A 24341-nucleotide genomic window follows, 5' to 3' on the forward strand; every position below is an offset into this window, starting at 1 on the left:
CCGGCCCGGGCGGCGGCCATGCTGACCTGCGAGGCGCGCATCCGGCCCCCGTGGAGGCTGCGTATCCTCGTCGCGTGGATCTCCCGGTGACCTTCGGCGCTGTCGCGGTGGTCGCTGCCCTCGCCGGGTCCACCATGACCGCCGGGTGGTCCGCCCGACTCCGCCGCCGCGACCGCAAGGGACAGGATCTCGTGACCATGAGCCTGGACGCGCCTGAGCTGCAGCCGGGTGTCGAGGACGTCCTCGCCGTTCTCCGCTCCATCGGCATCGTCCTCGACGACTCCGACGCGGTGGTCCGCTCGACGCAAGCCGCCGTGCAGCACGGGCTGGTCCGCGAGGGCGAGCTGGTGCACCGCGACCTCGTCGAGCTGGCTCGCGAGGTGCGGCGCTCGGGCGAGATCCGCGAGACCGAGCTGGACCTGCCCAGGGGACCGCTGGGCCGCGGGCGGATGGTCGCCCACGTCCGGGCCGCACGGCTGTCCACGGGGCATGTCCTGCTGCTCGTCGACGACCGCACGCACGCCAACCGAGTGGACGAGGTCCGGCGGGACTTCGTCGCCAACGTCTCGCACGAGCTCAAGACACCGGTCGGGGGCCTGGTGCTGCTGGCGGAGGCGGTGCAGGATGCCGCCGACGACCCCGAGGCGGTGCACCGCTTCGCCGGCCGGATGAAGGTCGAGTCCGAGCGCCTCACCCGCCTCGTCAAGGAGATCGTCGACCTGTCCCGCCTGCAGGTCGCCGACACCCTGACCGAGCCGGTGCCCGTGGACGTGGCCGGGGCGGCGGCCGACGCGGCGGACCGGTGCCGGCTCGTGGCGGAGGGCAAGGGGGTCGAGATCACCGTCACGACGGGGGATCGGGCCGTCGTCTACGGCGACCGGGAGCTCTTGACCACGGCGATCCGCAACCTGGTCGACAACGCCGTGGCCTACTCCGACGACGGCGCGCCCGTGCGCGTCACCGTGGAGCGCGTGGACGACCTGGTCCAGGTGGTCGTCAGCGACCTCGGCGCGGGCATCCCGCAGGACGAGCAGGACCGGGTCTTCGAGCGCTTCTACCGCGTGGACCCGGCGCGGTCGCGGTCCACCGGTGGCACCGGCCTCGGCCTGTCCATCGTCAAGCACGTCGTGGCCAACCACGGCGGCGAGGTGCGGCTGTGGAGCCAGACGGGGCAGGGGTCGACGTTCACCCTGTCCTTCCCCGCCGCCGCGCTGACCGACCTGGGCGAGCATCAGCCGCGCCCCTAGCATCGAGCACGACCGGAGGTCTCCGGACGAGGAAAGGTAGTGAGTATGACGCGCATCCTGGTGGTCGAGGACGAGGAGTCCATCTCGGACCCGTTGTCCTACCTGCTGCGCAAGGAGGGCTATGACGTGGCGCTGGCCGCGACCGGTCCGGACGCGCTGGCGGAGTTCGACCGGTCGAGCACCGACCTCGTGCTGCTGGACCTCATGCTCCCCGGCCTGTCCGGGGTCGACGTGTGCCGCTCGATCCGGCAACGGTCGTCGGTGCCGATCATCATGCTCACCGCCAAGGACAGTGAGATCGACAAGGTGGTGGGCCTCGAGATCGGCGCGGACGACTACGTCACCAAGCCCTACTCCAGCCGAGAGCTGCTCGCCCGCATCAAGGCGGTGCTGCGGCGCATGAGCGAGCCGGACGACCTGGTGCCGGCGAGCCTCGAGGTCGGTCCGGTCCGCATGGACGTGGAGCGGCACACGGTCTCGGTCAACGGCGAGCCGACGGCCCTGCCCCTCAAGGAGTTCGAGCTGCTCGAGCTGCTGCTGCGCAACGCCGGGCGGGTGCTGACCCGCATGCAGCTCATCGACCGCGTCTGGGGCAGCGACTACGTGGGGGACACCAAGACGCTCGACGTCCACGTCAAGCGTCTGCGCGCCAAGATCGAGCCCGACCCCGGGGCGCCCGTGCACATCGTCACGGTCCGGGGGCTGGGCTACAAGTTCGAGGTCTGAGGGTCGTCCACGGGCTGGGTCGTCGCCACGCGGCCCGTGGACGACTCGGTATGCCGGACCGTCAGCCCTGCGTCGTGGTGGCCGTCGGCGACGCGGTGGCGGCAGGCGTGCTCGGTGCGGGCGCCGTGGGCGTCACGGTCGCGTAGTAGCCCGTCGGGGGCAGCACGGGGACGAGGGGGTTCTGCATGCCGGTGGTGGACGTGCCGACCTGCAGGTTGACCATGGCGCCGGGCTTGGCCGGGACGCTGGGGAGGGTGACCTGCTGCGACGCGAGGTTGAGCGCCTGGCCGGGGTCGACGGTCGCGGTGACCGGGGCACCGGACTCCCCGAGGGCGAAGGACACCTGGGCGGGCTGGGTGCCCTGGTTGACGAGCAGGCCGTTGACGGCTCCGGCCTTGCCCTCGCCTGAGCTGACGACCAGCAGGTCGCGGACCTTGACCTGGCCGAGGTCCACCTCGATGCCGTCGGCGGGCGCGTAGCCGACGTCCGTCTGCTGGGGGGACGTCTTGTTGCACGCGGTCAGGCTCGCAGCGACCAGGGCCACGGTGCCGAGGGTGAGGGTGGCGCGGCGGACCCGGGCGGCACGGGCCGTCGGGGTCGCGGGGCGGTGGGCGTCGTCACGGGTCACGGCGACACCATATCGCCTCATCAGACCCCCCGCCCGGCCCACGCGCGTCGGGTCCGTGATCGGTCCGCTCGTCCGCGCCCGCGTCGTCGGCGCATAGCGCGGCGCCGGCCATTCGTCAAGACCCTGTTGAACGATCCCGACTTGTGGCGCGTGGGCCCTGACCTGCACAAATGCCCGGCCCTGGGCTTTATCCGAGCGCTTTTGCGTGATATGGTGGCTGTCGCGAAAGGGGCTTGACTACATGGCGTTCAAGGTCGGAGAAACCGTCGTCTACCCGCATCACGGGGCGGCGCTCATCGAGGAGATCAACACCCGGACGATCAAGGGTGTCGACAAGATCTACCTGAAGCTCAAGGTGTCCCAGGGTGACCTGACGATCGAGGTCCCCGCCGAGAACTGCGACCTCGTCGGCGTGCGTGACGTCGTCGGGCAGGAGGGCCTGGACCACGTGTTCGAGGTCCTGCGGGCCACGTGCGCGGAGGAGCCGACCAACTGGTCCCGCCGCTACAAGGCCAACCTGGAGAAGCTCGCGTCGGGTGACGTCAACAAGGTCGCCGAGGTCGTGCGCGACCTGTGGCGACGCGACAAGGACCGCGGCCTGTCCGCCGGTGAGAAGCGCATGCTGGCCAAGGCGCGTCAGATCCTGGTGTCCGAGCTCGCGCTCGCTGAAAAGACCGACGAGGAGAAGGCCGAGTCGATCCTCGACGAGGTCCTCGCCTCCTGAGGCGCTCCACCCCAACCACGTCCGGAGGCCCCCACCGCTGCCCGCGGTGGGGGCCTCGCCGCGTCTAGAGTGACCTCGTGAGCGTCGCCGTCATCATCGTCGCCGCCGGCTCGGGCAGCCGGCTGGGCGCCGGCCTGCCCAAGGCCCTGGTCGAGGTGGGCGGGGGCACCCTGCTGGAGCACAGCCTCCGCACCGCCCTCCAGGTGACGGGCCTCGAGCAGGTCGCCGTCGTGGCTCCCACGAGCCACCTCGAGACGGTCACCGAGCTCGTCCACGGGGTCCGCGCGGGCTGCGTCGTGCACGTGGTCGCGGGCGGCGCCGACCGCACCGCCTCGGTCGCGGCGGGCCTTGCTGCCCTCGTCGACGGGCTGGGCGACGACACCACCGAACCCAGAGACGACAGCGACACCAGCGACCCCAGCGAGTCGACCGACGCCGACCCCCAGGCAGACCTGGTCGAGCCGCAGGTGGTGCTGGTCCACGACGCGGCGCGCTGCTTCACCCCGCTCGAGGTGTACGAACGGGTGGCCGACGCGGTGCGTGAGGGCTGGGTGGCCGTGGTGCCAGGCCTGCCGGTCGTCGACACGGTCAAGGTGGTCGACGAGCGCGGGGTCGTGCACTCCACCCCGCCGCGGGCGCGGCTTCGTGCCGTGCAGACCCCTCAGGGCTTCGTGCGGTCCGAGCTCGAGGCGGCCCACGCCAGCGGCATCTCCGCCACCGACGACGCCGCCCTGCTCGAGCAGCTCGGTCACCAGGTGCTCGTCGTCGAGGGAGACCCCTCGGCGTTCAAGGTGACCACGCCTGCGGACCTCGTCCGCGCGCAGCGGCATACGGCCTCGCTGTCCACCACCCCCGACCTCGACCCGGAGGCCATCGCATGAACCCCGTCGTCCCTCGCGTGGGCATCGGCACCGACGTCCACGCCTTCGCGGCGCCGGGGTCGGGGCGCGAGCTGTGGCTGGCGGGACTGCTGTGGGAGGGCGAGGTCGGGCTCGAGGGGCACTCGGACGCCGACGTCGTGGCGCACGCGGCGTGCAACGCGGTGCTCTCTGCGGCGGGGCTCGGGGATCTCGGGCAGCACTTCGGGACCGGTCGGCCGCAGTGGGCAGGGGCGAGCGGGGTCACGCTGCTCACCGAGTCCTGCCGGATCGTGCGCGAGGCGGGGTTCGAGATCGGCAACGTCGCCGTGCAAGTTGTCGGCACCCGCCCCAAGGTCGGTTGGCGACGGTCCGAGGCCGAGGCGCTGCTGAGCGAGGTGGTGGGTGCACCGGTCTCGCTCGGCGGCGCCACGACCGACGGGCTCGGCTTCCCGGGGCGCGAGGAGGGCATCATCGGAATCGCCACCGCCCTCGTCTACCCGAGGTAGGCAGGCGCAGGTGGGTCAGTGGCGGCCGCGGCCTGGCCGGCCCTTGCCCTCCTCGATCGCGTTGCCCAGGTTGTTGACCATGCCGTCCCGGGTGCCGATTACCGGGAGGCCGAAGCTGTCCTCGATCGTCGCCATGATCGAGGTGGTGTCGTAGACGGTGGGCGCTCGCAGACAACCTGCGACGCACGCGGATGCCAAGACGACCGATCGACCGACGGTGGTCGACCGGTCGCCCGGGCGCCAGAACGTTCAGCTCTTGGTAAACGCTTGGTAGGCAGCGGTTTCGAAGTCGATGTACCCGGTGAACGAGGGACCGTCGCCAAACGGGAAGATCTGTGTCGCCCAGAAGCCTCCGAACCCGTTGTCGCGGTCGATCCAGTAGAAGAGGTTGGCCAAGCCGGCCCAGCCGATGGCGCCGGCGGGTCGTCCGGTCGGGAACGGCTCCTCGGTGTACTGGAAGCTGTACGACCACGTCTTCTTCAGGCCGGGGAAGAACTCGCCGTCGTTCGAGAGCCACTTGATGACGCCCGGCAGCATCTTGACCTGGAGGTTGTCGGGAAGCTGGTTGGTGAAGCCGAGGTCGACAGACGCCGGCGACAGCACCTGCTCGCCGGAGGCGCTGCGTCCCTCGTTGAGCCACATGCGGATGAACTTCAGATAGTCGGGCACGGTCGAGAACAGACCGTGCCCGCCGAAGTCGACCTCGGGCGTGGGGGGGACCGCGAAGTCGCTCGGGTTGAGCGTGCCGTCGTCCTCGCGCTGGTGGTGCCGAACCTGTCGCGAGAGCATCTCCTCGGTCGGCGCGAAGGCTGAGGACGTCATGCCGAGAGGCGCGAAAATGCGCTCCTGGAACACCTCGCCGAGGCGCTTGCCGGTGATGCCTTCGACCACCTGGCCGGCCCAGTCGATGCTGCTTCCGTACTCCCACTGGGTGCCAGGGTCGAACAGCAGCGGAGAGTTCAACGCGGCGCGCGTCGCGGTGGCCACGCTCGGCTGGCCGTGCTCCTCGGCGAGGCGGTTGTAGGTCTCGTTGAAGAAGTCGTACCCGAACCCCGCGGTGTGCGTCAGCAGGTGGTGGGTGGTGAGGTCGCTGGCCGGCGGACGCAGGATCGGCTGACCGTCCGCGTCGAAGCCGTCGATCACCTTGACGTCGGCGAGGGCGGGCGCGTACTCCTTCGCGGGCGCCTGCAGGTCGAGGTCGCCCGACTCCACCAGCTGGAGGCAGGCGGTTGCCGTGATCGCCTTCGTCGTCGACCAGATGTTGAAGGACGTGTCGGTCGTCATCGCGGCGTCGGACGACAGGTCGCGCACGCCGGACGCGCCGAGGTAGATGTCCTTGTCCCGATCGGTGATACCGGCGACGACGCCTGGCACTCGTCCTTCCCCGGAATTCGGGCCCTGCGAAGCGCGCTGGACGACGGCGTCGACCGCGGCAGTCAGGTTTTCGCTCACTGATCTTCCTCTCGTTCGGTGAAGCTCAACCCTCACGTGGATGTGATGCAGACCACAACCGACGCGGCGTCGCAGATCGACGAGCCCACCCCGCCAGATGGCGGGTGTGCGGTGCGAGCACCGCCATAGACTTCGAGGACTCGTCGGCGCAAAGGAGCTCTCATGACGGTGAACGCGGTGCCGCGGCCCGGCTTCGACGCTGAGCTACGCGCCGGATTGGCGGTCGTGGGTGGCATGTTCCCGCCGACCATCACCCCGGAACTCATCGACTTCATGCGGGTCTCGTACGCGTCTCCGCCGATGACCGACCTGTTCCGGCAGCATCGTATTGACGTCACGGACGTCGTCCTGCCCGGCTACCAGGGCGCCGACCTCACGGCCGCCGTTCTCCGACCGCGCGACGCACAGGGGCCGCGTCCGACGGTGCTCTACGCGCACTCCGGTGGGTTGATGTTCGGCGACAAGTTCAGCGGTCTCGACCTCGTGCTCGACTGGGTCAGCGATCTGGGCGCGACCGTCATCACGGTCGACTACCGGCTCGCGCCGGAGTTTCCCGACCCGTACCCGTGGGAGGACATGTACGCAGCCCTGGAATGGGTTGCCGCCGAGGCGGGAGATCTGGGCGTACGTCGCGATCGCATTCTCGTCGCCGGCGCCAGTGCGGGTGGCGGACTCGCGGCCGGCATCGCCCTTGCCGCACGTGACCGCGGTGGCCCGCGTCCCTGCGGCCAACTGCTCGACTACCCGATGCTCGACGACCGACTGATCACCGCCTCGACCGGACAGTTCGACGGCATCGGCGTATGGGACCGGGTAAGCAATCAAACCGCGTGGCAGGCGATGCTCGGCGATCGCCGCGGTGGCGACGACGTGTCGCCATATGCCGCACCGGCCCGGGCGGGCGACCTCAGCGCACTGCCGCCGGCGTTCATCGACGTCGGCGCCGCCGAGATCTTCCGCGACGAGGCCATCGACTACGCCGGACGCATCTGGGCGGCAGGGGGCGATGCCGAACTGCACGTGTGGTCGGGCGCCTTCCACGCTTGCGACATCTTCGCGCCGCACACCAGCGTGGGGCGTTCGATGATCCGCACCCGCAACGCCTGGGTGGAGAAGATCCTTGCCGACTGATCGGCCGACCCGACCTCGCCAGGAGCACTGAGATGCAAGAACTCCTCGGACGCATCGCGCGCCTCGACCCCAACTCGAGCCTCGGCCTGCGAGTCATCGCCTGCTTCGACGAGCTCATCGTGGGCAACGTCAACACCCGAGCACTGCTGGCCGCGGCGGCCTCGCTGGCCGGATGCACGGCCGGGTTTCGTGAGAGCAGGTCGCAGGCCGGCATGCGGGTGTCGCCGCGGGGCGAGATCGACCGGTCGCAGGCGCCCAGGCCGCGCGATGATCTGGTCGCCCGGGCGGGAGACGACATGCTCGTCTGGCTCGAGCGGGACGAAGCGCCGTTGGCCAACGATGCGATCATCCTCGAACGGCTCGCGCTCGCCGTGCGCATCAGACACGGACGCGGTCAGCGCGAGATCGACAACCGTCGCCACCTCGGCGTGCTGACCGAGCGCACCAGCAGTGTCGAGGAACGGCTCGTCGCCGCCGGGGCGCTCGGAGTGGTGGCCGCGCGCCGCTACCGCATCGTCGCCGCGCCACTGTTCGCTGTCTGGGAGGGTCGGCCATCCGGGCCCGAGGACGTGATCGGCACCCGCTTCGGTCCGATCCATGTCGTCGTCGTCCCGGAGATCTTCGAGCCGTTCCGGGCCGCGCCGGGCGGCATCGGGATCGCCACGTCCGTGCGCGGGCTCGACCGGTCGTTCCGCAGCGCGCTGGTCGCGCTGCGGCTGTGTGATCCGCCGCGTGAGCCGATGGTCGTGGCCGACGACTACGGCGGCCTGATCGAACTGTTGGCTGACGCTGACGACGACGCCCAGCATGATCACGCCGATAGTCTCACCCTTGTAGCGCAACAGCATCCGTGGGCATTGGAGACCGTCGAGGCGCTGGTGACGACGCAGACGGTCCGGGAAGCGGCCCGTGAGCTGAACATCCACCACAGCACACTGCAAGCCCGCTGCGACACGCTAAGGACCGGCCTCGGCTTCGATCCGTTGCAGGGTTTCGGCCGCACCCGTCTTGGCACAGCCTTCCTCATGCACCGACTCAGTCGGTCGACTGTGCTCGACCTGCCCGCCCCGGCCGCCACGACGGGGGTGAGTAGATCCGCTTTGGTTCAGGAGGATTGGCGCGGGTAGCGGCGTTTGATCGCCCGCACTCCGACTCGGGCCGACTCGCCGGGAAGCGTCCAGCCTCTCGCCTTGGCGATGAGCACCATCGGCGCACCCACGACGATCAAGTACCACGTATCGGTGAGCGCGACCGGCGGGCCGCCCTGCAACAGCGTGTCTCGGATCATTCCGCCGCCGAGCTCGGAAAGGATTACCAGCACAGCGAATCCGACCGAGTCGAGACGTTCATGGAAAGAACTGCGGTACCGGCGTCCCCTCAGCGGCTCGCCACGGGCGTCGGGTAACGGTGGGCGACCCCATGGTGGACGTCTGTTCACGTCCCTGTGGCCCGGAAGTCGGGGGGCCCTCCCGCCCCGCCGGTAGCATGGTGCGGGTGAGTCTCCACATCTACGACACCGCCACCCGCGAGCTGCGCGAGTTCCACCCCCTGCACCAGGGCAAGGTCGGCATCTACATCTGTGGGCTCACGACCCAGGGCGCCCCGCACATCGGACACGTGCGGTTCGCGGTGGCCTTCGACGTCCTGCGGCGGTGGCTGACCGCGGGCCACGGCTACGACGTCACCCTGGTGCGCAACGTCACCGACATCGACGACAAGATCCTGCGCAAGTCTGCCGAGAACGACGCCGAGTGGTGGGCCTGGTCCTATGACCACGAGCGCCAGACCTCGGCGGCGCTGGACCTGCTCGGCGTGCTGCCCGCGACCTACGAGCCGCGCGCGACCGGTCACATCCCCGAGATGGTCACGCTCATGGACACGCTCGTCGACAGGGGGCACGCCTACGCCGCGCCCGACGGCAGCGGTGACGTCTACTTCGACGTGCGGTCCTTCCCGGCCTACGGCGCCCTCACCCGCCAGTCCATCGACGACATGGAGGCCGCCGAGGACGCCGACCCGCGGGGCAAGCGCGACCCGCGCGACTTCGCCCTGTGGAAGGGGTGGAAGGCCGACGAGCCCGCCACCGCGAGCTGGCCGACCCCCTACGGCGTCGGCCGTCCCGGCTGGCACCTCGAGTGCTCCGCCATGGCGCGCAAGTACCTCGGCGACGAGTTCGACATCCATGGCGGGGGCGTCGACCTGCGCTTCCCGCACCATGAGAACGAGCAGGCCCAGTCGCACGCGGCCGGGCTCGGGTTCGCGCGCTACTGGATGCACAACGCCTGGGTGACCGTCCAGGGCGAAAAGATGAGCAAGTCGCTCGGCAACTCCCTGATCGTCACCGAGATCGCCCGCCGGACGAGGCCGATCGCGCTGCGCTACTACCTCGGAGCGGCGCACTACCGCTCCACCATCGAGTTCCACGAGGGCTCGCTGGCGGAGGCCGAGGCGGCGGTCGAGCGCATCGAGGGCTTCCTGCGTCGTGCGGTAGAGCACGGTATGCCGGACGCGCCGGCCGAGCCGTTCCCGGCCGAGTTCCGCGCGGCGATGGACGACGACCTCGGAGTCTCCGGGGCCCTGGCCGTTGTCCACGACACCGTCAGGGCGGGCAACACGGCGCTCGACGACGGGGACCGCGAGCAGGCCCGGGCACTCGCGGCACAGGTCATGGCGATGACCGACGTGCTCGGCGTCAACCCCCTCGACCCGCGCTGGGACGCCGGCGGCGGCGAGGGGGACGTGGCGCGCTCCGCCCTGGACGTGCTCGTCCAGGCGCAGCTCGACCGTCGCGCCACGGCCCGCAAGGAGCGGGACTTCGCCACGGCGGACGCCATCCGCGACGACCTGGCGGCCGCCGGGATCCTCGTCGAGGACTCGCCCTCCGGGGCGCGCTGGAGCCTCGCCCGCCCCACCTCCGAGCGCACGCCCGATGCGGGCGACGCGCGCACCACCGACACCGAGGACTGATCCCATGCCCGGCAACTCCCGGCGTCGCGGCGCGATGCGCAAGGGCGCCTCCCGCAAGGGCGCCACCGTGGGCAGCGGCGGCCAGCGTCGGCGCTCGCTCGAGGGCAAGGGCCCGACGCCCAAGGCCGAGGAGCGCCCCAACCACAAGGCCTACAAGCAGGCCCAGCGCGCCGCCAAGGCAGGCACGTCTGGGGCGCGCCCCGACGGGGCCGGCCGTGGCGCCGGCGGCCGAGGCTCAGGCGGCCACGGCGGGCGCCGCACCCGCACCAGCACCGAGATCGTCGCGGGCCGCAACTCGGTCCTCGAGGCACTGCGGGCCGAGATCCCGGCCAGCACGATCTACGTCGCCAGCCGGATCGACTCCGACGACCGGGTGCGCGAGGCGCTCAAGATCGCGGCCGAGCGCAGCATCCCCATGCTCGAGACGCCGCGTGGGGAGCTGGACCGCCTCACCGACGGCGCCGTGCACCAGGGGCTGGCCTTGCAGATCCCTCCCTATGACTACCGCCACCCCGGCGAGCTCGTCGACCCGCAGTCGCCCGGCATCCCGCTCGTGGTGGCGCTGGACGGCATCACCGACCCCCGCAACCTCGGGGCCATCATCCGCTCGGTCGGAGCCTTCGGCGGCCACGGCGTCGTCGTCCCCGAGCGGCGCAGCGTCGGCATGACCGCCTCCGCGTGGAAGACCTCGGCGGGGGCTGCCTCCCGCGTCCCCGTCGCCCAGGCGACGAACCTCACCCGCACCCTGCAGGACTATCGCAAGCAGGGTTATTTCGTCATCGGGCTGGACATGGACGGGGACGTCGAGCTGCCCCAGCTGGACCTCGCGGACCAGCCGCTCGTCGTGGTCGTCGGGTCCGAGGGCAAAGGGTTGTCCCGCCTCGTCGGGGAGACCTGCGACCAGATCGTGTCGATCCCCATGGCGTCCGGCAACGAGTCGCTCAACGCCGGGATCGCCTGCGGCGTCACGCTCTACGAGATCGCTCGCCAGCGCGCCGCCACTAGCTGACCTGCCCCCGGCCGTCACATCAGCCGGCCTTCGTCCCCCAGGCGGATGTGACGGAGGCCGGCTGATCCGCGTGTGCTCCGCTCCTGGCTGCGGCCGTGGACCGGCTACTGCTGCTGTCGCGGCTCGACCGTGGTGACGACGGTCCCGCACAGCTTGTCGGCGAAGGTCTGGCGGCGATCGTCCCACAGGGGCCACAGGTAGCCGAGGTGGAGCGGCAGGCTGTCGAGGTAGTGCGCCAGGTCGCGCACGAAGGCCATGCCCGTGCCGATCGGTCGGCCGGTGCGCTCGGACACGAGCCACAGACCCATGACCTTCTTGCCCCAGGACTGACCGCGCCCGCCCCGCACCCAGCGGTTCCAGATCTGGATCGCCAGGGCCACCACCCAGCCCGCGCCCATGAGCAGCAGGCCCGTCGTGAGCCTGCCCTGGTCGCCGCCGGTCGTGACGACCACCCCCGTCGTGGGGTCCACGGTCGAGGTGCCCGTCCCGCTGCCCACCACCCCGAGCCCGATCATCACCAGGGCGAGGCCGGGCAGCGAGAGCAGGTTGTCGAGCAGGGAGGCGAGCACGCGCGAGCCCCAGGTCGCCGGCTCGAGCCTCTCGACGGTCCCAACGCCCCGCCCGTATGCCGGGACCTGCCCGTAGGCCGGGACCTGCCCGTAGGGCGATGCCTGCGGCGTCGTGGCGCCGTAGGGCGTCGAGCCCGACGGCGTCGATCCGGCGGGCGGTCCGGCGTACGGGTTGGTGCTGTTGTCGGTCATGGTGACTCCTCGTGATGGCCTGACGCGAAGCATAGGACCGTCCGTGCGCAGCCTCGGGGTGATGGGCGAAGTCGTGACCACGTCGTGTGACGCATCACTCCTCGCGGCTGGCCACCACCGGCATCTCGACCGTGTCGACGCCGACGACGGTCTCCTCGACGGGCTTGGTCGGCAGGATGGTGAGGATGTAGTCCGCCATCGCCTGCCCGATCGGCACGTCGTGCCCGTGGCGCTCGGAGAGGTACCACCGGTGCTCGAGCAGCTCGTGGAAGAGCTCGGCGGGCTCGAGCTTGCCGCGCAGGTCGGCGGGGATGGCGCGGGTGATGGGCAGAAAGATCTCGTTGAGCCAGCGCGTGGCGGTGATGGCCTCGTCCTCGCCCTGCACGTCGAGCGCGGCGCGATACGTGTCCAGGTCGTTGAGCAGGCGACGGGCCTGGTTCTCCTCGACGTCAAGGCCGGTCAGGCGCAGGAGCCGGCGGCTGTGGTGGCCGGCGTCGACGACCTTGGGCTGGATGCGCAGGGTGGTCCCGTCGACGTCGGTGGACATGGCCAGCTCGTCCACGTCGAAGCCGAGCTGGTTGAGGCGGCGGATGCGCTCGTCGACCCGCCACCGCTCGCCGACGTTGTAGCTCTCGACCCCGGTCAACTCGTGCCACAGCTGGGTGTAGCGGGCCATGATCTGGTTGGAGATCTCGACCGGGTCGTTGCCCTCGGGGAGCAGGCCACCGGCCTCGAGGTCCATCAGCTCACCGGCGATGTTGACGCGGGCGATGTCCAGGTCGTGCTCGCGCTGGCCGTCGGACAGCCGGTCGCGCAGCTCACCGGTCTCGGCGTCCACGACGTAGGCCGCGAACGCCCCCGCGTCGCGCCGGAACAGCGTGTTGGACAGCGACACGTCACCCCACCAGAAGCCCTGCAGGTGGAGCCGCACCAGCAGCACGGCCAGGGCGTCGATGAGGCGGGTCGCGGTGTCGGGCCGCAGCGTCTGGCTGAACAACGCGCGGAACGGCAGGGAGTACTGCAGGTGGTGCGTGAGCAGGCAGGAGTCCAGCGGCTCGCCGTCGGCCCCCACGCGCCCGCTCACCACGCCGTAGGGCCGCACGCACGGGATCGCGAGCCGGTTGAGCGCGCGCAGCATGTGGTACTCGCGGAAGGCGATCTCGTCCTTGATCTCCTTGATCGCGATGACGCCCTCGGGCACGCGCACGAACCGCACGATGTGCCGGGAGATGCCGCGGGGGAGCGCGGCCAGCCGCTCCTCCGGCCAGTCCTCCAGGGGGGTGGCCCACGGCAGGTCCAGCAGGGCGGGGTCCGGGCGGACCGCGGTGATCTCGAGCGCCATCTCCCCATCGTCTCAGAACCCCTGCGCCCAACGGTGGATGCCCGGTCTTGGCGGGCGAGACGAGCCTCGCCGCGGAGCCGTGCCGTGGCGGTGGGGTATGACGAAGCGGCGGTCACCCCACGTGGGGGTGACCGCCGCTGTCGTCGGTGATCCGCCGAGACCGGCCGACCGGCCTGAGGCAGGTCAGTCGTTGAGGCGGAGGCCGGAGTCGCTGTCGAACAGGTGGATGTGGTCCGCCTTGGGGGCGAAGAAGACCTGCTCGCCCTTCATCGGGGGACGGCGGCCGTCGACGCGCGCGATGATCTGGCCGGAGCCGTGGGCGTCGTCGGTGGAGCCGTAGACGTAGGCGTCGGCGCCGAGCTCCTCGACGACGTCGACCGTGACGGGCAGGCCCTCGCTCGACAGCTCGAGGTCCTCGGGACGGACGCCCATGATCACCTTGCGGCCGGCGTCGTTGAGGGCGTCGCGCGGGACCGGCGTCGTGTGGTGGCCGAGCCGGACGCCGCCGTCGGTGACCGGCACCTCCATGATGTTCATGGCGGGCGAGCCGATGAAGCCGGCGACGAAGACGTTGTCCGGGTGGTCGTACATGCGGCGCGGGGAGTCGCACTGCTGCAGGATGCCGTCCTTGAGGACCGCGACGCGGTCACCCATCGTCATGGCCTCGACCTGGTCGTGGGTGACGTAGACGGTGGTGACGCCGAGGCGACGCTGCAGCGACGCGATCTGCGTGCGGGTCTGGACGCGGAGCTTGGCGTCGAGGTTGGACAGCGGCTCGTCCATGAGGAAGACCTGGGGGTTGCGGACGATCGCGCGGCCCATGGCGACGCGCTGACGCTGACCACCCGAGAGAGCCTTGGGCTTGCGCTCGAGGTACTGCTCGAGGTCGAGGATCTTGGCGGCCTCCTCGACGCGCTTGCGGATCTCGCCCTTGTCGACGCCGGCGATCTTGAGCGCGAAGCCCATGTTGTCGGCGACGCTCATGTGGGGGTAGAGCGCGTAGTTCTGGAAGACCATGGCCACGTCGCGGTCCTTGGGGGACAGGTTGGTGACGTCGCGGTCACCGATCCAGATCTTGCCGCCGTTGACCTCCTCGAGGCCGGCGAGCATGCGCAGCGAGGTGGACTTGCCGCAGCCGGACGGGCCGACGAGGACGAGGAACTCGCCGTCCTCGATGTCGATGTTGAGCCGGTCCACGCTGGGCTTGTCGTTGCCCGGGTAGAGGCGGGTTGCGTTGTCGTACTTGACCGTTGCCATGGTCTGCCTTTCCTTCACCGGCAGGAACGTGCCGGACGATCCGTCGTAAAGGTGGTCCTGGTGCCGATAGGCTCCAGGAGGCGATCCGGCGTTGCCGATGAGCTGGCGGACGTCGTTGTCGCTCCGGCCAGTATGCAACATGTTGCAACGCTGTCGACCGATACCTCGCCGAGGCCGGGGCGCTGCAACGGTTGAGGAACGTGCAAGCGCCCAGAGTTTGCAACTTCTTGCAAAGTTGGAGGGCATGCTGCAAAATCTTGCCAACGCGCAGTCCGCGTGAGACCAACATCAAGGGAGATGACATGCACAAGCGTGCATTCGGGCCCGTCGCCGTCGTCGGTGCCTCTGCTCTGCTCATGACCGCCTGCGGCGGTGGTGGCGCGACCACCACGTCGTCCAGCACCACGTCAGCTGGTTCCGCCTCTGCCTCTGCCTCGTCCAGCGCCGGTGCCACCGCTGCCGCGCCGACCACGATGAGCACCAAGGACGCGGCGCGCGACGCCAACGCCGACCTGGTGATCTGGTCTGACGCCGACCGTGCGCCCGCCGTCACCAAGTACGCCCAGGCCTTCGGCGAGGAGAACGGCATCAAGGTCGCCGTCCAGATCGCCACCGAGACCCGCACGCAGTTCAAGGACGCCACCAAGGTCGGCAAGGGCCCGGACGTCGTCGTCGGCGCCCACGACTGGGCTGGCGAGCTCGTCCAGAACGGCACCGTGAGCCCGATCCAGCTCGACCAGGCCACGCAGGAGAAGTTCCTGCCCGAGGCCATGGCGGGCACCAAGTTCAACAACCAGATCTACGGCGTCCCCTACGCCATCGAGAACATCGGTCTGCTGCGCAACACCGCCCTCGCGCCCGACGCGCCCAAGACGATGGACGAGCTCGTCGCCAAGGGTCAGGAGCTGGTCAAGGCCGGCAAGGCGACGCAGCCCCTCATCCAGTTCGTCGGCAAGAAGGGCAACGCCTACTACTCCTACCCCTACCTGTCGGCCTTCGAGGGCGGCGGCATCTTTGGCAAGGGCGCCAACGGCGACTACGACCCCAAGCAGGTCCTGGTCAACAGTGCCGGCTCCGTCAAGGGTGGCGAGGTCCTCGCCAAGCTGGGCCAGCAGAAGGTCCTGTCGACCAACGTCGACGACACCAACATGGACCAGCTGTTCGACACCGGCAAGGTGCCCTTCATGATCACCGGCCCCTGGTCGGTCGCCCCCGCCAAGAAGGCCGGCATCAAGTACGCGATCTCCAACCTGCCGTCGCTCGAGGGCGGCAGCGAGATGAAGCCCTTCACCGGCGTCCAGATGTTCTACGTCTCCTCCAAGGCCAAGAACGCCCAGATGGCGCAGGAGTTCGTGACGAACTACGTGCCGCGCAAGGACGTGCAGCTGGCGCTGTTCGAGGCGGGGCAGCGTCCGCCGGCCCTCAAGGAGGCCTACGACGAGGTCTCCGCGGCCAACCCGGACATCAAGGCGTGGTTCGAGGCCGGCAAGAACGGCTCTCCGATGCCCAACATCCCCGCCATGAACGCCGTGTGGGAGCCCTTCGGACTCGCCACGGCCGACATCATCTCCGGCAAGGCTCAGCCGAAGGCTCGCCTGGACGCCGCTGCCAAGGAGATCGCCACCAACATCGCCAAGGGCTGACCGAGTCCCGCATGACAGGTATGCCGGCTCGCGCCCCGCGAGCCGGCATACCTGCACCACCCCCGCTACAACGACGTACTGGTTAGGACCCTCCTATGTCTCGGACCTCGGCCCCCGCGCTGGTCCTGAAGTGGGGTGGCATCGCCCTGGCGATGGCGCTCGTCTTCTGGATCGCGACGCGCATGTCGGCCCAGGGCATGTGGCTCGGCGTGAGCACGGTGGCCTTCGTCGGCCTGTGCATCCTCGCGGTCTACGCGACCCGCCGCGCGGTGCCCATGAAGTACCTGCTGCCCGGATTCCTGTGCCTGCTCGCGCTGCAGATCTGGCCCATCATCTTCACGATCATGGTGTCCTTCACCAACTACGGGGACGGACACCTCGGCACCAAGGACGAGGCGGTCAAGCAGATCGTCGCCAACTCGGTCCAGGTGGTGCCCGGCTCGACCCGATACAAGGCCAGCGTGGCGGTGAAGGAGGGCACGGACCCGGCGACGGGCGCCCTGTCCCTCCTGCTGACCGACCCCCAGGGCAAGAGCTTCGTCGGCGACGCGAACGGACTGACGGACCTGGCCGACGCCGACGTCGAGAAGTCGGCGCTGGGCAGGATCACCAAGGCCGGGGGCTACACCGTGCTCACGGGCAAGCAGGCCAACGCGCGCTCCAAGGACCTCGGCCAGCTCGCCGTGCCCAGCAAGGACGGCAGCGGGATCAAGATGCAGGGTCTCTCGGCGGCCTACGAGGGCCGGGCGACGATCACCTACGACGCCGCCTCCGACACGCTGACGGACACCAAGAGCAAGCTCACCTACAAGCCCCAGGACAGCAAGTACGTCGCGACCGACGGCTCCGGCCAGTCGTTCTCGCAGGGCTGGCAGGAGAACGTCGGCACCAAGAACTACGCCACGATCTTCAGCGACTCCACGATGCGGTCCGGGTTCCTCAAGATGTTCGTCTGGAACGTCGTCTTCGCGGCGGGCACGGTCATCTCGACGTTCATCCTCGGGATGCTGATCGCCCTGCTGTTCAACTCGCCCAACCTCAAGGGCAAGGCGGTCTACCGCACCCTGCTGATCCTGCCGTACGCGATCCCGGTTTTCGTGACCGCGCTGCTGTGGCGGGGCATGTTCAACCAGGACTACGGGCTCATCAACACCCTGACCGGCCTCGACGTCGACTGGCTGGGTAACGGGTTCTGGGCCAAGGTCGCCATCCTGATCACCAACCTGTGGTTGGGCTTCCCCTACATGTTCCTGCTGTGCACCGGTGCGCTGCAGTCGATCCCGAGCGATGTCAAGGAGGCGGCCAAGATCGACGGAGCCGGGTCCTTCCAGACGCTCACGCGGATCACCATGCCGCTGCTGATGGTCGCCGTGGGACCACTGCTCATCGCGTCGTACGGCTTCAACTTCAACAACTTCACCCTCATCTACCTGCTCACCGAGGGCGGGCCGTTCGAGGGTGGCAGCGCAGGCATGGGCAGCACCGATCTGCTCGTGACCTACGCCTACCGCCTGGCATTCTCGGGCGCGGCCCCCAACTTCGGGCTCGCGTCCGCCGTGGCCGTGGTCATCTTCGCGCTCGTGGCGATCCAGGCACTGCCTGGGTTCCGCGCCACCAAGTCCCTGGAAGAGGTGCAGTGATGAGCCAGCTGAACCCCGGAACCAACAGCGCGGCCGGCGTCGGAGACGTCCGTGGGCCGGTCGCGACCACTCTCCCTGCGGAGGAGCAGCAGCTGACCAAGCCGCGGTCCGGCGGTGCCGAGGGCGGGTCCCAGTGGTGGCGGCACGTGCTCGGCGTCCTCGCCCTCGCCTGGGCGTTGTTCCCGATCCTGTTCCTCGTCTCCGCGGCCCTCAACCCCTCGGGCCAGCTGGCCTCCTCCGACCTGATCCCGCGTCACTTCTCGTTGGAGAACTTCACGGCCCTCGGCCAGGACCCGAGCCGCCCCTACTGGAGCTGGTTCAAGAACTCGGTCGTGATCTGCGTCGTGGGTGCGTTCCTGTGCACCTTCATCTCGGCGTGCGCGTCCTACGCCTTCTCGCGGATGCGCTTCCGCGGGCGTCGGGAGGGCATGCTCGCGCTGCTGCTCCTGCAGCTGTTCCCGGCCACCCTCGGTCTGGTCGCGATGTACATCACCTTCGCCAAGATCTCCGACGTGATGCCGGAGTTCGGGCTCAACACCTCGTGGGGCCTGATCCTGGCCTACCTCGGCGGGGCGATGGGCAACGTGTGGCTCCTCAAGGGGTACTTCGACACGGTCCCCAAGGAGATGGACGAGGCGGCGATCGTGGACGGCGCGAGCCACGCTCGCGTGTTCTTCACGATGATCCTCCGGCTGGCGATGCCGATCCTCGTGACGGTGTTCATGATCACCTTCGTCGGGCTCTTCGGCGAGTTCATGCTCGCCAGCGTCTTTCTCACGGACGTGGACAACCAGACCCTCGCGGTCGGGCTCCGCGCCCTGTCCAAGGGCAGGGACGCCAACGAGAAGTTCGGGTTCTTCGCCGCCGGCTCCCTGCTGTGCTCGCTCCCGGTGATGGTGTTGTACGCGCTCTTCCAGAAGCAGCTCGTCGGTGGTCTCACCCAGGGCTCGGTGAAGTGACCGGCACCCTCCCGGACAACCCGGTCGTGGTGGGGCTGCTCGACCAGCCCCACCACGACGGCTCCCCGTCGTACGTGTCGACCCAGGCTCCGACGCTGGGGCAGACCGTCCAGGTCCGCCTCCGCGTGCCGAGGGGGCCCGGCGCGCCCAGCTCCGTCACGGCGGTGCACGTGCGAACCACCCCGGACGCCGAGGTCCACTACGCCGAGGCCGCTCTCGTGCGGGAGGACGAGCACGAGGACTGGTGGCAGGCCGACGTGGTCGTGCACAACCCCGTCACGGGGTACCGCTTCCTGCTCTCCGGTGGGCCCGCAGCCTACCGGTGGCTCAACGGGACCGGGCTGCACGACCGGGACGTCCCGGATGCCGCCGACTTCCGCCTGGTCGCCTCCGACGCCCCACCGCCGCCATGGGCGCTGGACGCCGTCGTCTACCAGGTCTTTCCGGACCGTTTCGCGCGGTCGGCCGCGGCCGACGAGCGACCGGCGCCGCCGTGGGCGATCCCGGCCGCCTGGGACGAGCCGGTGACGCGGGACCGCCGCGTCATCGGTGACCAGCTCTACGGCGGGGACCTCGACGGCATACGTGAGCACCTGGACCACCTCGAGCGGCTCGGGGCGGACGTCCTCTACCTGACCCCGTTCTTCCCGGGGCGGTCCAACCACCGGTACGACGCCGACACCTTCGACAGGGTGGACCCCTTGCTCGGTGGCGACGAGGCCTTGGCGCGGCTGACCGACGAGGCCCATCGGCGAGGTCTCAAGGTGGTCGGCGACTTCACGACCAACCACACCGGCGCCCGGCACGAGTGGTTCGAGACGGCCGTGGCGAGGCCCGACTCGCCGGAGCGCGGCTTCTACCTGTGGGACGAGGACGGCGGCTACGTCTCCTGGCTCGGTGTCCCCTCGTTGCCCAAGCTCAACTACGACTGCGAGGAGCTGTGGGACCGCGTGCTCACCTCCGAGACGGGCGTCGTGCGGCGCTGGCTGGCCGAGCCCCACGCCCTGGACGGGTGGCGGGTCGACGTCGCCAACATGACCGGCCGGCACGGCGCCCAGGACCACAACCGCGCCGTGGCCCGCGAGATGCGCCGCGTCATGGACGAGGTAGCACCAGGATCACTGCTGGTCGGCGAGCACACCCACGACTTCAGCACCGACATCCGTGGGGACGGCTGGCACGGTGCGATGAACTACGCAGGGTTCACGAGGCCTGCGTGGACCTGGTTGCGGGACAAGGGATTCGCTCCCAAGTTCCTCGGATCCCCGCTCAGGGTGCCCCGACTCGGGGGCGAGGCCTTCCTCGAGACGGTGGAGGACTTCATGGCCCAGTCCCCGTGGAGCGTCCGCGCCCACTCCTTCACCCTGCTGGGCAGCCACGACACCACGCGCGTCCGGACCCTGGTCGGGGACGACCCGCGGCTCGTGGTTGCCGGGGCGGGCCTGCTCCTGACGATGCCCGGCATCCCGATGATCACCTACGGCGACGAGGTCGGGATGCAGGGGGACTCCGGCGAGGATGGTCGACGTCCGATGCCGTGGGACGAGTCCCGCTGGGACACTACGATCTTCGAGGCCTACCGCGCGCTGGTGCGCGCACGCCGTGACAACGTCGCGCTGCGACGCGGTGGCCTGCGGTGGGTGCACGCCGACGACGACTCCTTGACCTACCTGCGTGAGCACCCTGACCAGACGGCACTCGTGCACGTCGCCAGGAGCGCGCACGCGCCGATCCGGATCTCGACGCGGCACCTTCGCGGCGTCGAGTCGGCGGTGTCGGCATACGGACCAGGCCTGGACCGGCAGGAGGACGCGATCAGACTCTCGGCGGACGGTGCCGGCGCGTCGGTGTGGGTGTGGCCAGGGGCGCCCCGGGCCCCCTGGTGAGCCCGCCCGGCAGCATCAGCACCCCATCCCGGACCGTCGTCGAAGGAGATCACATGCGACCACCACGCCTGGTGGACATCGCGGCTCACGCCAAGGTGAGCGAGGCGACGGTCAGCCGTGTCCTCAACAACAAGCCGAACGTCGCGGAAGCCACGCGGCAGTCGGTCCTCACGGCGCTGGACGTGCTCGGCTACGAGCGGCCGCTGCAGCTGCGGCGCAAGACCGCGGGGCTGGTCGGGCTGATCGTCCCCGAGCTCGACAACCCGATCTTTCCCGTGCTCGCGCAGATCATCGAGTCCGCGCTCGCGGTGCACGGCTACACCCCCGTCCTGTGCACGCAGACACCGGGCGGGATGCACGAGGACGACTACACCGACATGCTGCTCGACCGCGGCGTCGCCGGGATGATCGTGGTGAGCGGTCAGCACGCCGACACGACGACGAGCCCCGACCGCTACCAACGGCTGCGCGACGCGGGGCTGCCCCTCGTCCTGGTCAACGGCTACTACCCGGGGATCGACGCGCCGTTCCTGTCCAACGACGACGTGGCGTCCATGGAGCTGTCGCTGACGCACCTGATCCAGCTGGGGCACACCGAGATCGGCCTCGCCGTGGGCCCGGAGCGGTACGTCCCGGTGATCCGCAAGATCGAGGGCTACCGGGCGGTGATGGCGCGTCAGCTGGGGCGCACCGACGTCGACTCCCTCATCGAGACCACGTTGTTCAGCGTCGAGGGCGGCGCGTCCGCGGCGACCCGGCTGATCGGCAAGGGCTGCACGGCGATCGTGTGCGGCTCGGACCTGATGGCGCTGGGGGCGATCCGCGCGGCGCGGGCCCGGGGGCTGCGCGTGCCCGAGGACGTGTCGGTGATCGGCTACGACGACTCCGCGCTCATGGCGTTCACCAACCCGCCGCTCACCACCGTGCACCAGGCCGTGGTCGCGATGGGGGAGGCGGCCGTGCGGTCCCTGCTCGACGAGATCTCCGGCAACCCCGTGCCGCGCACGGAGTACCTCTTTCAGCCCGAGCTCGTGGTCCGCGCCTCCACCGCTCCGGCGCCCGCGGCGGCCGGGGGCGCGTCCGGGGGCCGTCGAGCCGCCCACCCGTCACCAGGATCGTGAGGGTCTGTTCCAAGGATGGTGGAGGACACCCGCACGACCTTTGGGGAGGGGGTGTGGGGACTGTTCAGGCCGTATGCCGGGCCCGCGCCGCGACCAACGCCTCCAAGACCTCGGCGGCCTCCTCGGGGGAGGCCACGCGGTGCCGGGCCGCGGTGTCGCCCTCGCCGACCTTGACCGTCAGGTCGTCCTCGCCGAGCCGGGCGAAGGCCCGCTCGTCCGTGACGTCGTCCCCGGCGTAGTAGACCGCGTCAGCGCCGCACCACGCCGCGAGATCGACCAGCGCAGAACCCTTGTCGCTGTCCACGACCGACAGCTCCACCACGCACTTGCCCGGCATGACGTGGGCCTTGGAGTGCTGGGCCGCCATGGCCACCGTGGCGGCGGTGGCCGCGTCGGCGACGGCCTGGTCGACGCCGCGCGTGTGCAGGACCACGGCTGCCGGCTTGCGCTCGACGCGCGTGCCGGGGTGGGCCTCGACGATGGCGGACAGAGACTCGTCGAGGGAGCGCAGGTCGAGGCGCTGCGCCTCGCTCAGGCCCTCGGCGCCGGCCTCGGGTCGTGAGGTCTGCGCGCCGTGGCTCCCGACCAGGACCACCCGCTCGTCGTGGCCGACGTCGGCGAGGCCGGTCAGGGAGCCGAGCGTCTCGAGGTCCCGCCCGGACACGGCGGCCACGGTGGTTCCCGGCATACGGGACAGTGCGCGCAGCGCCTCGATCGTGCCGGGGAGGGGTCGCGCCGCCATGGGGTCCTCCACCAACGGCGACAGGACGCCGTCGAAGTCCGTCGCCACGACGATCGTTGCGCGCGAGGCGATCTCGTCGATCGCCGACCGCAGTGCGTCGTCCATCAGGCCTCCTGCTCCGACCGGCGCTCGGCGTCGCGCGTGGTCTGCTGCCCCTGGCGCGACGGCTTGTCGGGTGCGGCCTCCAGCGCGTCGAGGAAGGCCTGGGCCCAGTGCTGCACGTCGTGGCGACGGACCCGGCGGCGCAGGGCCCGCATGCGCCGCGAGCGCTCCTGGGGGGAGGCGTTGATGGCGTCCATGATCGTGCGCTTGAGGCCGATGATGTCGTGCGGGTTGACCATGAAGGCTTCCCTCAGCTCCTCGGCGGCGCCGGTGAACTCCGACAGCAGCAGCGCCCCGCCGTTGTCGTGGCGGCACGCGATGTACTCCTTGGCCACGAGGTTCATGCCGTCGCGCAGCGGCGTCACGACCATGACGTCGGCGGCGAGGAAGAGCGCGGCGAGCTCCTCGCGCCCGTAGCCCTGGTGGAGGTACTCCATGGCGGGGGAGCCGATGGCCGAGTAGTTGCCGTTGATCCGTCCCACCGCACCCTCGACGTGCTCGCGCAGGTCGATGTAGGCGTCGATGCGCTCGCGGCTCGGCGTCGCGATCTGGATGAAGGTCGTGTCGGCGCCGTCGAGCGAGCCGTCCTTGAGCAGCTCCTCGTAGGCCTTCAGCCGGTGCCGGATCCCCTTGGTGTAGTCGAGCCGGTCGATGCCGAGAAGCAGCGCGCTGGGGTTGCCCAGGGACTCGCGAATCTCCTTGGCGCGCTTCTTGACCTCGGGCCGACGGGACAGCTCGTCCATGCTCGCGAAGTCCACCGAGATCGGCACGGCGGCGGCGCGGACGTCGTGCCCGCCGGTGGCCTTGCCGACGTGGATGACGTCGCCCTTGACCGTCATACCGAGGTATCTGCGGCAGGCCCGCAGGAAGTTCTCGGCGTCGCCGGGCCGCTGGAAGCCGAGGAAGTCCGCCCCCAGCAGCCCCTCGAGGATCCCCTGGCGCCACGGGAGCTGGCCGAAGAGCTCGACCGGGGGGAAGGGGATGTGGTCGAACCAGCCTATCCGCAGGTCGGGCCGCAGCTGCCGCAGGAAGGCCGGCACGAGCTGCAGCTGGTAGTCGTGCACCCACACGGTCGCGCCCTGCTCGGCGACCTCGGCGAGGGTCCTCGCGAAGCGCTCGTTGACCTCGCGGTACTGGTTCCACCACTTGCGGTGGAACTGGGCGGGCACGATCACGTCGTGGTAGATCGGCCACAGCGTGTCGTTGCAGAATCCCTCGTAGTAGCCCTCGATCTCGTCCTCGGACAGGGGGACGGGGTGCAGGCGCATGCCGGCCTCGTCGAACGGCTCCGGCGCCTCGCCGGGCTCTCCGGCCCAGCCCACCCACACCCCGTCGCGGCCGCTCATCACGGACTCCATCGCCGTGACCAGACCTCCCGGGCTGCGGTGCCACTCGACCTGTCCGTCCTCGCCGACCACCCGGTCCACGGGGAGGCGGTTGGCGGCGATGACGAAGTCGTACCGTACGGCGGTGTCCGCCATGGTGCGATCAGCTCCTCTGGTGTCGCCCTGGTCGTCGCGGTGCGCCTGGGCATCCTGACGTCCGGGCCGGTGTCGTATGACGGGCCGACGGGCCCGCCGGTCCTGCACGTACCCGGCGCACTGCCACTCTAGGCGGGGGCACCTCTGGCGCGCGCGG

22 protein-coding genes are annotated in these 24341 nt (G+C 70.1%); 14 read left to right on the plus strand and 8 right to left on the minus strand.

Annotation, left to right across the window (positions count from 1 at the left end):
- The first annotated feature begins 74 nt into the window (after positions 1–74).
- Positions 75–1247, plus strand: coding sequence for a cell wall metabolism sensor histidine kinase WalK (locus ACF3NS_RS06950; protein WP_288798562.1), 1173 nt, complete (start codon positions 75–77; stop codon positions 1245–1247).
- Between the two features lie 45 nt (positions 1248–1292).
- Positions 1293–1973: a response regulator transcription factor gene (locus ACF3NS_RS06955; protein ID WP_154592344.1), complete on the plus strand. Its 681-nt coding sequence runs from the start codon at positions 1293–1295 to the stop codon at positions 1971–1973.
- Between the two features lie 61 nt (positions 1974–2034).
- Here the strand turns inward: ACF3NS_RS06955 and ACF3NS_RS06960 are convergent, their stop codons facing one another.
- Positions 2035–2601 (minus strand): hypothetical protein, encoded by a 567-nt coding sequence (locus ACF3NS_RS06960; RefSeq protein ID WP_392468800.1) that lies wholly within the window; start codon positions 2599–2601, stop codon positions 2035–2037.
- 241 nt (positions 2602–2842) lie between these two features.
- Between ACF3NS_RS06960 and ACF3NS_RS06965 the strand changes: the two genes are divergently transcribed.
- The 3 genes from ACF3NS_RS06965 (at position 2843) to ispF (ending at position 4691) form a co-directional block, all read left to right on the plus strand.
- The gene (locus ACF3NS_RS06965; protein WP_019286970.1) at positions 2843–3325 is read left to right on the plus strand and encodes a CarD family transcriptional regulator; all 483 of its coding nucleotides are present in this window, start codon (positions 2843–2845) and stop codon (positions 3323–3325) included.
- 77 nt (positions 3326–3402) lie between these two features.
- The gene (locus ACF3NS_RS06970) at positions 3403–4206 is read left to right on the plus strand and encodes an IspD/TarI family cytidylyltransferase (protein ID WP_311966385.1); all 804 of its coding nucleotides are present in this window, start codon (positions 3403–3405) and stop codon (positions 4204–4206) included.
- Entirely contained in the window at positions 4203–4691 is a 489-nt protein-coding gene (ispF, locus tag ACF3NS_RS06975; protein WP_154592342.1) for a 2-C-methyl-D-erythritol 2,4-cyclodiphosphate synthase, read from the plus strand. The genes ACF3NS_RS06970 and ispF overlap by 4 nt, the downstream gene beginning before the upstream one ends.
- Before the next feature lie 249 nt (positions 4692–4940).
- Here ispF and ACF3NS_RS06980 read toward each other — a convergent pair whose 3' ends face one another.
- Positions 4941–6143: a serine hydrolase domain-containing protein gene (locus tag ACF3NS_RS06980; protein WP_392468803.1), complete on the minus strand. Its 1203-nt coding sequence runs from the start codon at positions 6141–6143 to the stop codon at positions 4941–4943.
- 162 nt (positions 6144–6305) lie between these two features.
- Here ACF3NS_RS06980 and ACF3NS_RS06985 point away from each other — a divergent pair, with 162 nt between their 5' ends.
- Together ACF3NS_RS06985 and ACF3NS_RS06990 are read left to right on the plus strand one after the other, a co-directional pair.
- A complete protein-coding gene (locus tag ACF3NS_RS06985; protein WP_392468806.1) occupies positions 6306–7274 on the plus strand; it encodes an alpha/beta hydrolase in 969 nt (322 codons plus the stop codon).
- A 32-nt stretch (positions 7275–7306) separates the two neighbouring features.
- Complete coding sequence (locus ACF3NS_RS06990; RefSeq protein WP_392468808.1) at positions 7307–8401, plus strand: helix-turn-helix domain-containing protein; 1095 nt, start codon at positions 7307–7309, stop codon at positions 8399–8401.
- Here ACF3NS_RS06990 and ACF3NS_RS06995 read toward each other — a convergent pair.
- Positions 8380–8595 carry a TRIC cation channel family protein gene (locus tag ACF3NS_RS06995; protein ID WP_392468810.1) on the minus strand — a complete coding sequence of 72 codons (216 nt, stop codon included), beginning with the start codon at positions 8593–8595 and terminating at the stop codon, positions 8380–8382. The two genes, ACF3NS_RS06990 and ACF3NS_RS06995, sit on opposite strands and share 22 nt — an antisense overlap.
- 173 nt (positions 8596–8768) lie before the next feature.
- Between ACF3NS_RS06995 and cysS the strand changes: the two genes are divergently transcribed.
- Positions 8769–10241 carry a cysteine--tRNA ligase gene (cysS, locus tag ACF3NS_RS07000; RefSeq protein ID WP_392468812.1) on the plus strand — a complete coding sequence of 491 codons (1473 nt, stop codon included), beginning with the start codon at positions 8769–8771 and terminating at the stop codon, positions 10239–10241.
- 4 nt (positions 10242–10245) lie between these two features.
- A complete protein-coding gene (gene rlmB, locus ACF3NS_RS07005; RefSeq protein ID WP_392468815.1) occupies positions 10246–11250 on the plus strand; it encodes a 23S rRNA (guanosine(2251)-2'-O)-methyltransferase RlmB in 1005 nt (334 codons plus the stop codon).
- A gap of 104 nt (positions 11251–11354) precedes the next feature.
- On the opposite strand, the gene ACF3NS_RS07010 is transcribed toward rlmB, so the two are convergent.
- From ACF3NS_RS07010 to ACF3NS_RS07020, 3 genes are all read right to left on the minus strand, one after another.
- On the minus strand, positions 11355–12011 hold the full coding sequence (locus ACF3NS_RS07010) for an RDD family protein (RefSeq protein WP_195849094.1): 657 nt from the start codon (positions 12009–12011) through the stop codon (positions 11355–11357).
- Positions 12012–12105: 94 nt separating this feature from the next.
- Positions 12106–13353, minus strand: coding sequence for a DUF4032 domain-containing protein (locus tag ACF3NS_RS07015; RefSeq protein WP_154592338.1), 1248 nt, complete (start codon positions 13351–13353; stop codon positions 12106–12108).
- Between the two features lie 183 nt (positions 13354–13536).
- On the minus strand, positions 13537–14610 hold the full coding sequence (locus tag ACF3NS_RS07020) for an ABC transporter ATP-binding protein (RefSeq protein WP_154592337.1): 1074 nt from the start codon (positions 14608–14610) through the stop codon (positions 13537–13539).
- A 302-nt stretch (positions 14611–14912) separates the two neighbouring features.
- Here ACF3NS_RS07020 and ACF3NS_RS07025 point away from each other — a divergent pair, with 302 nt between their 5' ends.
- The 5 genes from ACF3NS_RS07025 to ACF3NS_RS07045 all read left to right on the plus strand — a co-directional run bounded on the left by ACF3NS_RS07025 (position 14913) and on the right by ACF3NS_RS07045 (position 21859).
- On the plus strand, positions 14913–16253 hold the full coding sequence (locus tag ACF3NS_RS07025) for a maltose ABC transporter substrate-binding protein (RefSeq protein ID WP_154592336.1): 1341 nt from the start codon (positions 14913–14915) through the stop codon (positions 16251–16253).
- Positions 16254–16348: 95 nt separating this feature from the next.
- On the plus strand, positions 16349–17893 hold the full coding sequence (locus ACF3NS_RS07030) for an ABC transporter permease subunit (RefSeq protein WP_392468817.1): 1545 nt from the start codon (positions 16349–16351) through the stop codon (positions 17891–17893).
- A complete protein-coding gene (locus ACF3NS_RS07035; RefSeq protein ID WP_392468818.1) occupies positions 17893–18852 on the plus strand; it encodes a sugar ABC transporter permease in 960 nt (319 codons plus the stop codon). The genes ACF3NS_RS07030 and ACF3NS_RS07035 overlap by 1 nt, the downstream gene beginning before the upstream one ends.
- Positions 18849–20738 (plus strand): glycoside hydrolase family 13 protein, encoded by a 1890-nt coding sequence (locus ACF3NS_RS07040; RefSeq protein WP_392468819.1) that lies wholly within the window; start codon positions 18849–18851, stop codon positions 20736–20738. Before ACF3NS_RS07035 ends, ACF3NS_RS07040 begins: the two co-directional genes overlap by 4 nt.
- Positions 20739–20791: 53 nt before the next feature.
- The gene (locus ACF3NS_RS07045; RefSeq protein ID WP_392468821.1) at positions 20792–21859 is read left to right on the plus strand and encodes a LacI family DNA-binding transcriptional regulator; all 1068 of its coding nucleotides are present in this window, start codon (positions 20792–20794) and stop codon (positions 21857–21859) included.
- Between the two features lie 64 nt (positions 21860–21923).
- On the opposite strand, the gene otsB is transcribed toward ACF3NS_RS07045, so the two are convergent.
- Positions 21924–22706, minus strand: coding sequence for a trehalose-phosphatase (gene otsB / locus ACF3NS_RS07050; RefSeq protein WP_392468823.1), 783 nt, complete (start codon positions 22704–22706; stop codon positions 21924–21926).
- Entirely contained in the window at positions 22706–24184 is a 1479-nt protein-coding gene (locus ACF3NS_RS07055; protein ID WP_392468826.1) for a trehalose-6-phosphate synthase, read from the minus strand. Before ACF3NS_RS07055 ends, otsB begins: the two co-directional genes overlap by 1 nt.
- Between the last annotated feature and the right edge of the window lie 157 nt (positions 24185–24341).

The sequence above is a fragment of the Arsenicicoccus cauae genome (assembly GCF_043162025.1).
GTDB classification, from domain to species: domain Bacteria; phylum Actinomycetota; class Actinomycetes; order Actinomycetales; family Dermatophilaceae; genus Arsenicicoccus; species Arsenicicoccus cauae.

Coding starts and splice junctions, on each gene's coding strand:
- ACF3NS_RS06955 (WP_154592344.1), top strand. CDS start 1,293: ATGACGCGCATCCTGGTGGTCGAGGACGAGGAGTCCATCTCGGACCCG.
- ACF3NS_RS06965 (WP_019286970.1), top strand. CDS start 2,843: ATGGCGTTCAAGGTCGGAGAAACCGTCGTCTACCCGCATCACGGGGCG.
- ACF3NS_RS07055 (WP_392468826.1), bottom strand. CDS start 24,184: ATGGCGGACACCGCCGTACGGTACGACTTCGTCATCGCCGCCAACCGC.
- otsB (WP_392468823.1), bottom strand. CDS start 22,706: ATGGACGACGCACTGCGGTCGGCGATCGACGAGATCGCCTCGCGCGCA.
- ACF3NS_RS07030 (WP_392468817.1), top strand. CDS start 16,349: ATGTCTCGGACCTCGGCCCCCGCGCTGGTCCTGAAGTGGGGTGGCATC.
- ACF3NS_RS07010 (WP_195849094.1), bottom strand. CDS start 12,011: ATGACCGACAACAGCACCAACCCGTACGCCGGACCGCCCGCCGGATCG.
- ACF3NS_RS07025 (WP_154592336.1), top strand. CDS start 14,913: ATGCACAAGCGTGCATTCGGGCCCGTCGCCGTCGTCGGTGCCTCTGCT.
- rlmB (WP_392468815.1), top strand. CDS start 10,246: ATGCCCGGCAACTCCCGGCGTCGCGGCGCGATGCGCAAGGGCGCCTCC.
- ACF3NS_RS07045 (WP_392468821.1), top strand. CDS start 20,792: ATGCGACCACCACGCCTGGTGGACATCGCGGCTCACGCCAAGGTGAGC.
- ispF (WP_154592342.1), top strand. CDS start 4,203: ATGAACCCCGTCGTCCCTCGCGTGGGCATCGGCACCGACGTCCACGCC.
- ACF3NS_RS06990 (WP_392468808.1), top strand. CDS start 7,307: ATGCAAGAACTCCTCGGACGCATCGCGCGCCTCGACCCCAACTCGAGC.
- ACF3NS_RS07035 (WP_392468818.1), top strand. CDS start 17,893: ATGAGCCAGCTGAACCCCGGAACCAACAGCGCGGCCGGCGTCGGAGAC.
- ACF3NS_RS07015 (WP_154592338.1), bottom strand. CDS start 13,353: ATGGCGCTCGAGATCACCGCGGTCCGCCCGGACCCCGCCCTGCTGGAC.
- ACF3NS_RS06985 (WP_392468806.1), top strand. CDS start 6,306: ATGACGGTGAACGCGGTGCCGCGGCCCGGCTTCGACGCTGAGCTACGC.
- ACF3NS_RS07020 (WP_154592337.1), bottom strand. CDS start 14,610: ATGGCAACGGTCAAGTACGACAACGCAACCCGCCTCTACCCGGGCAAC.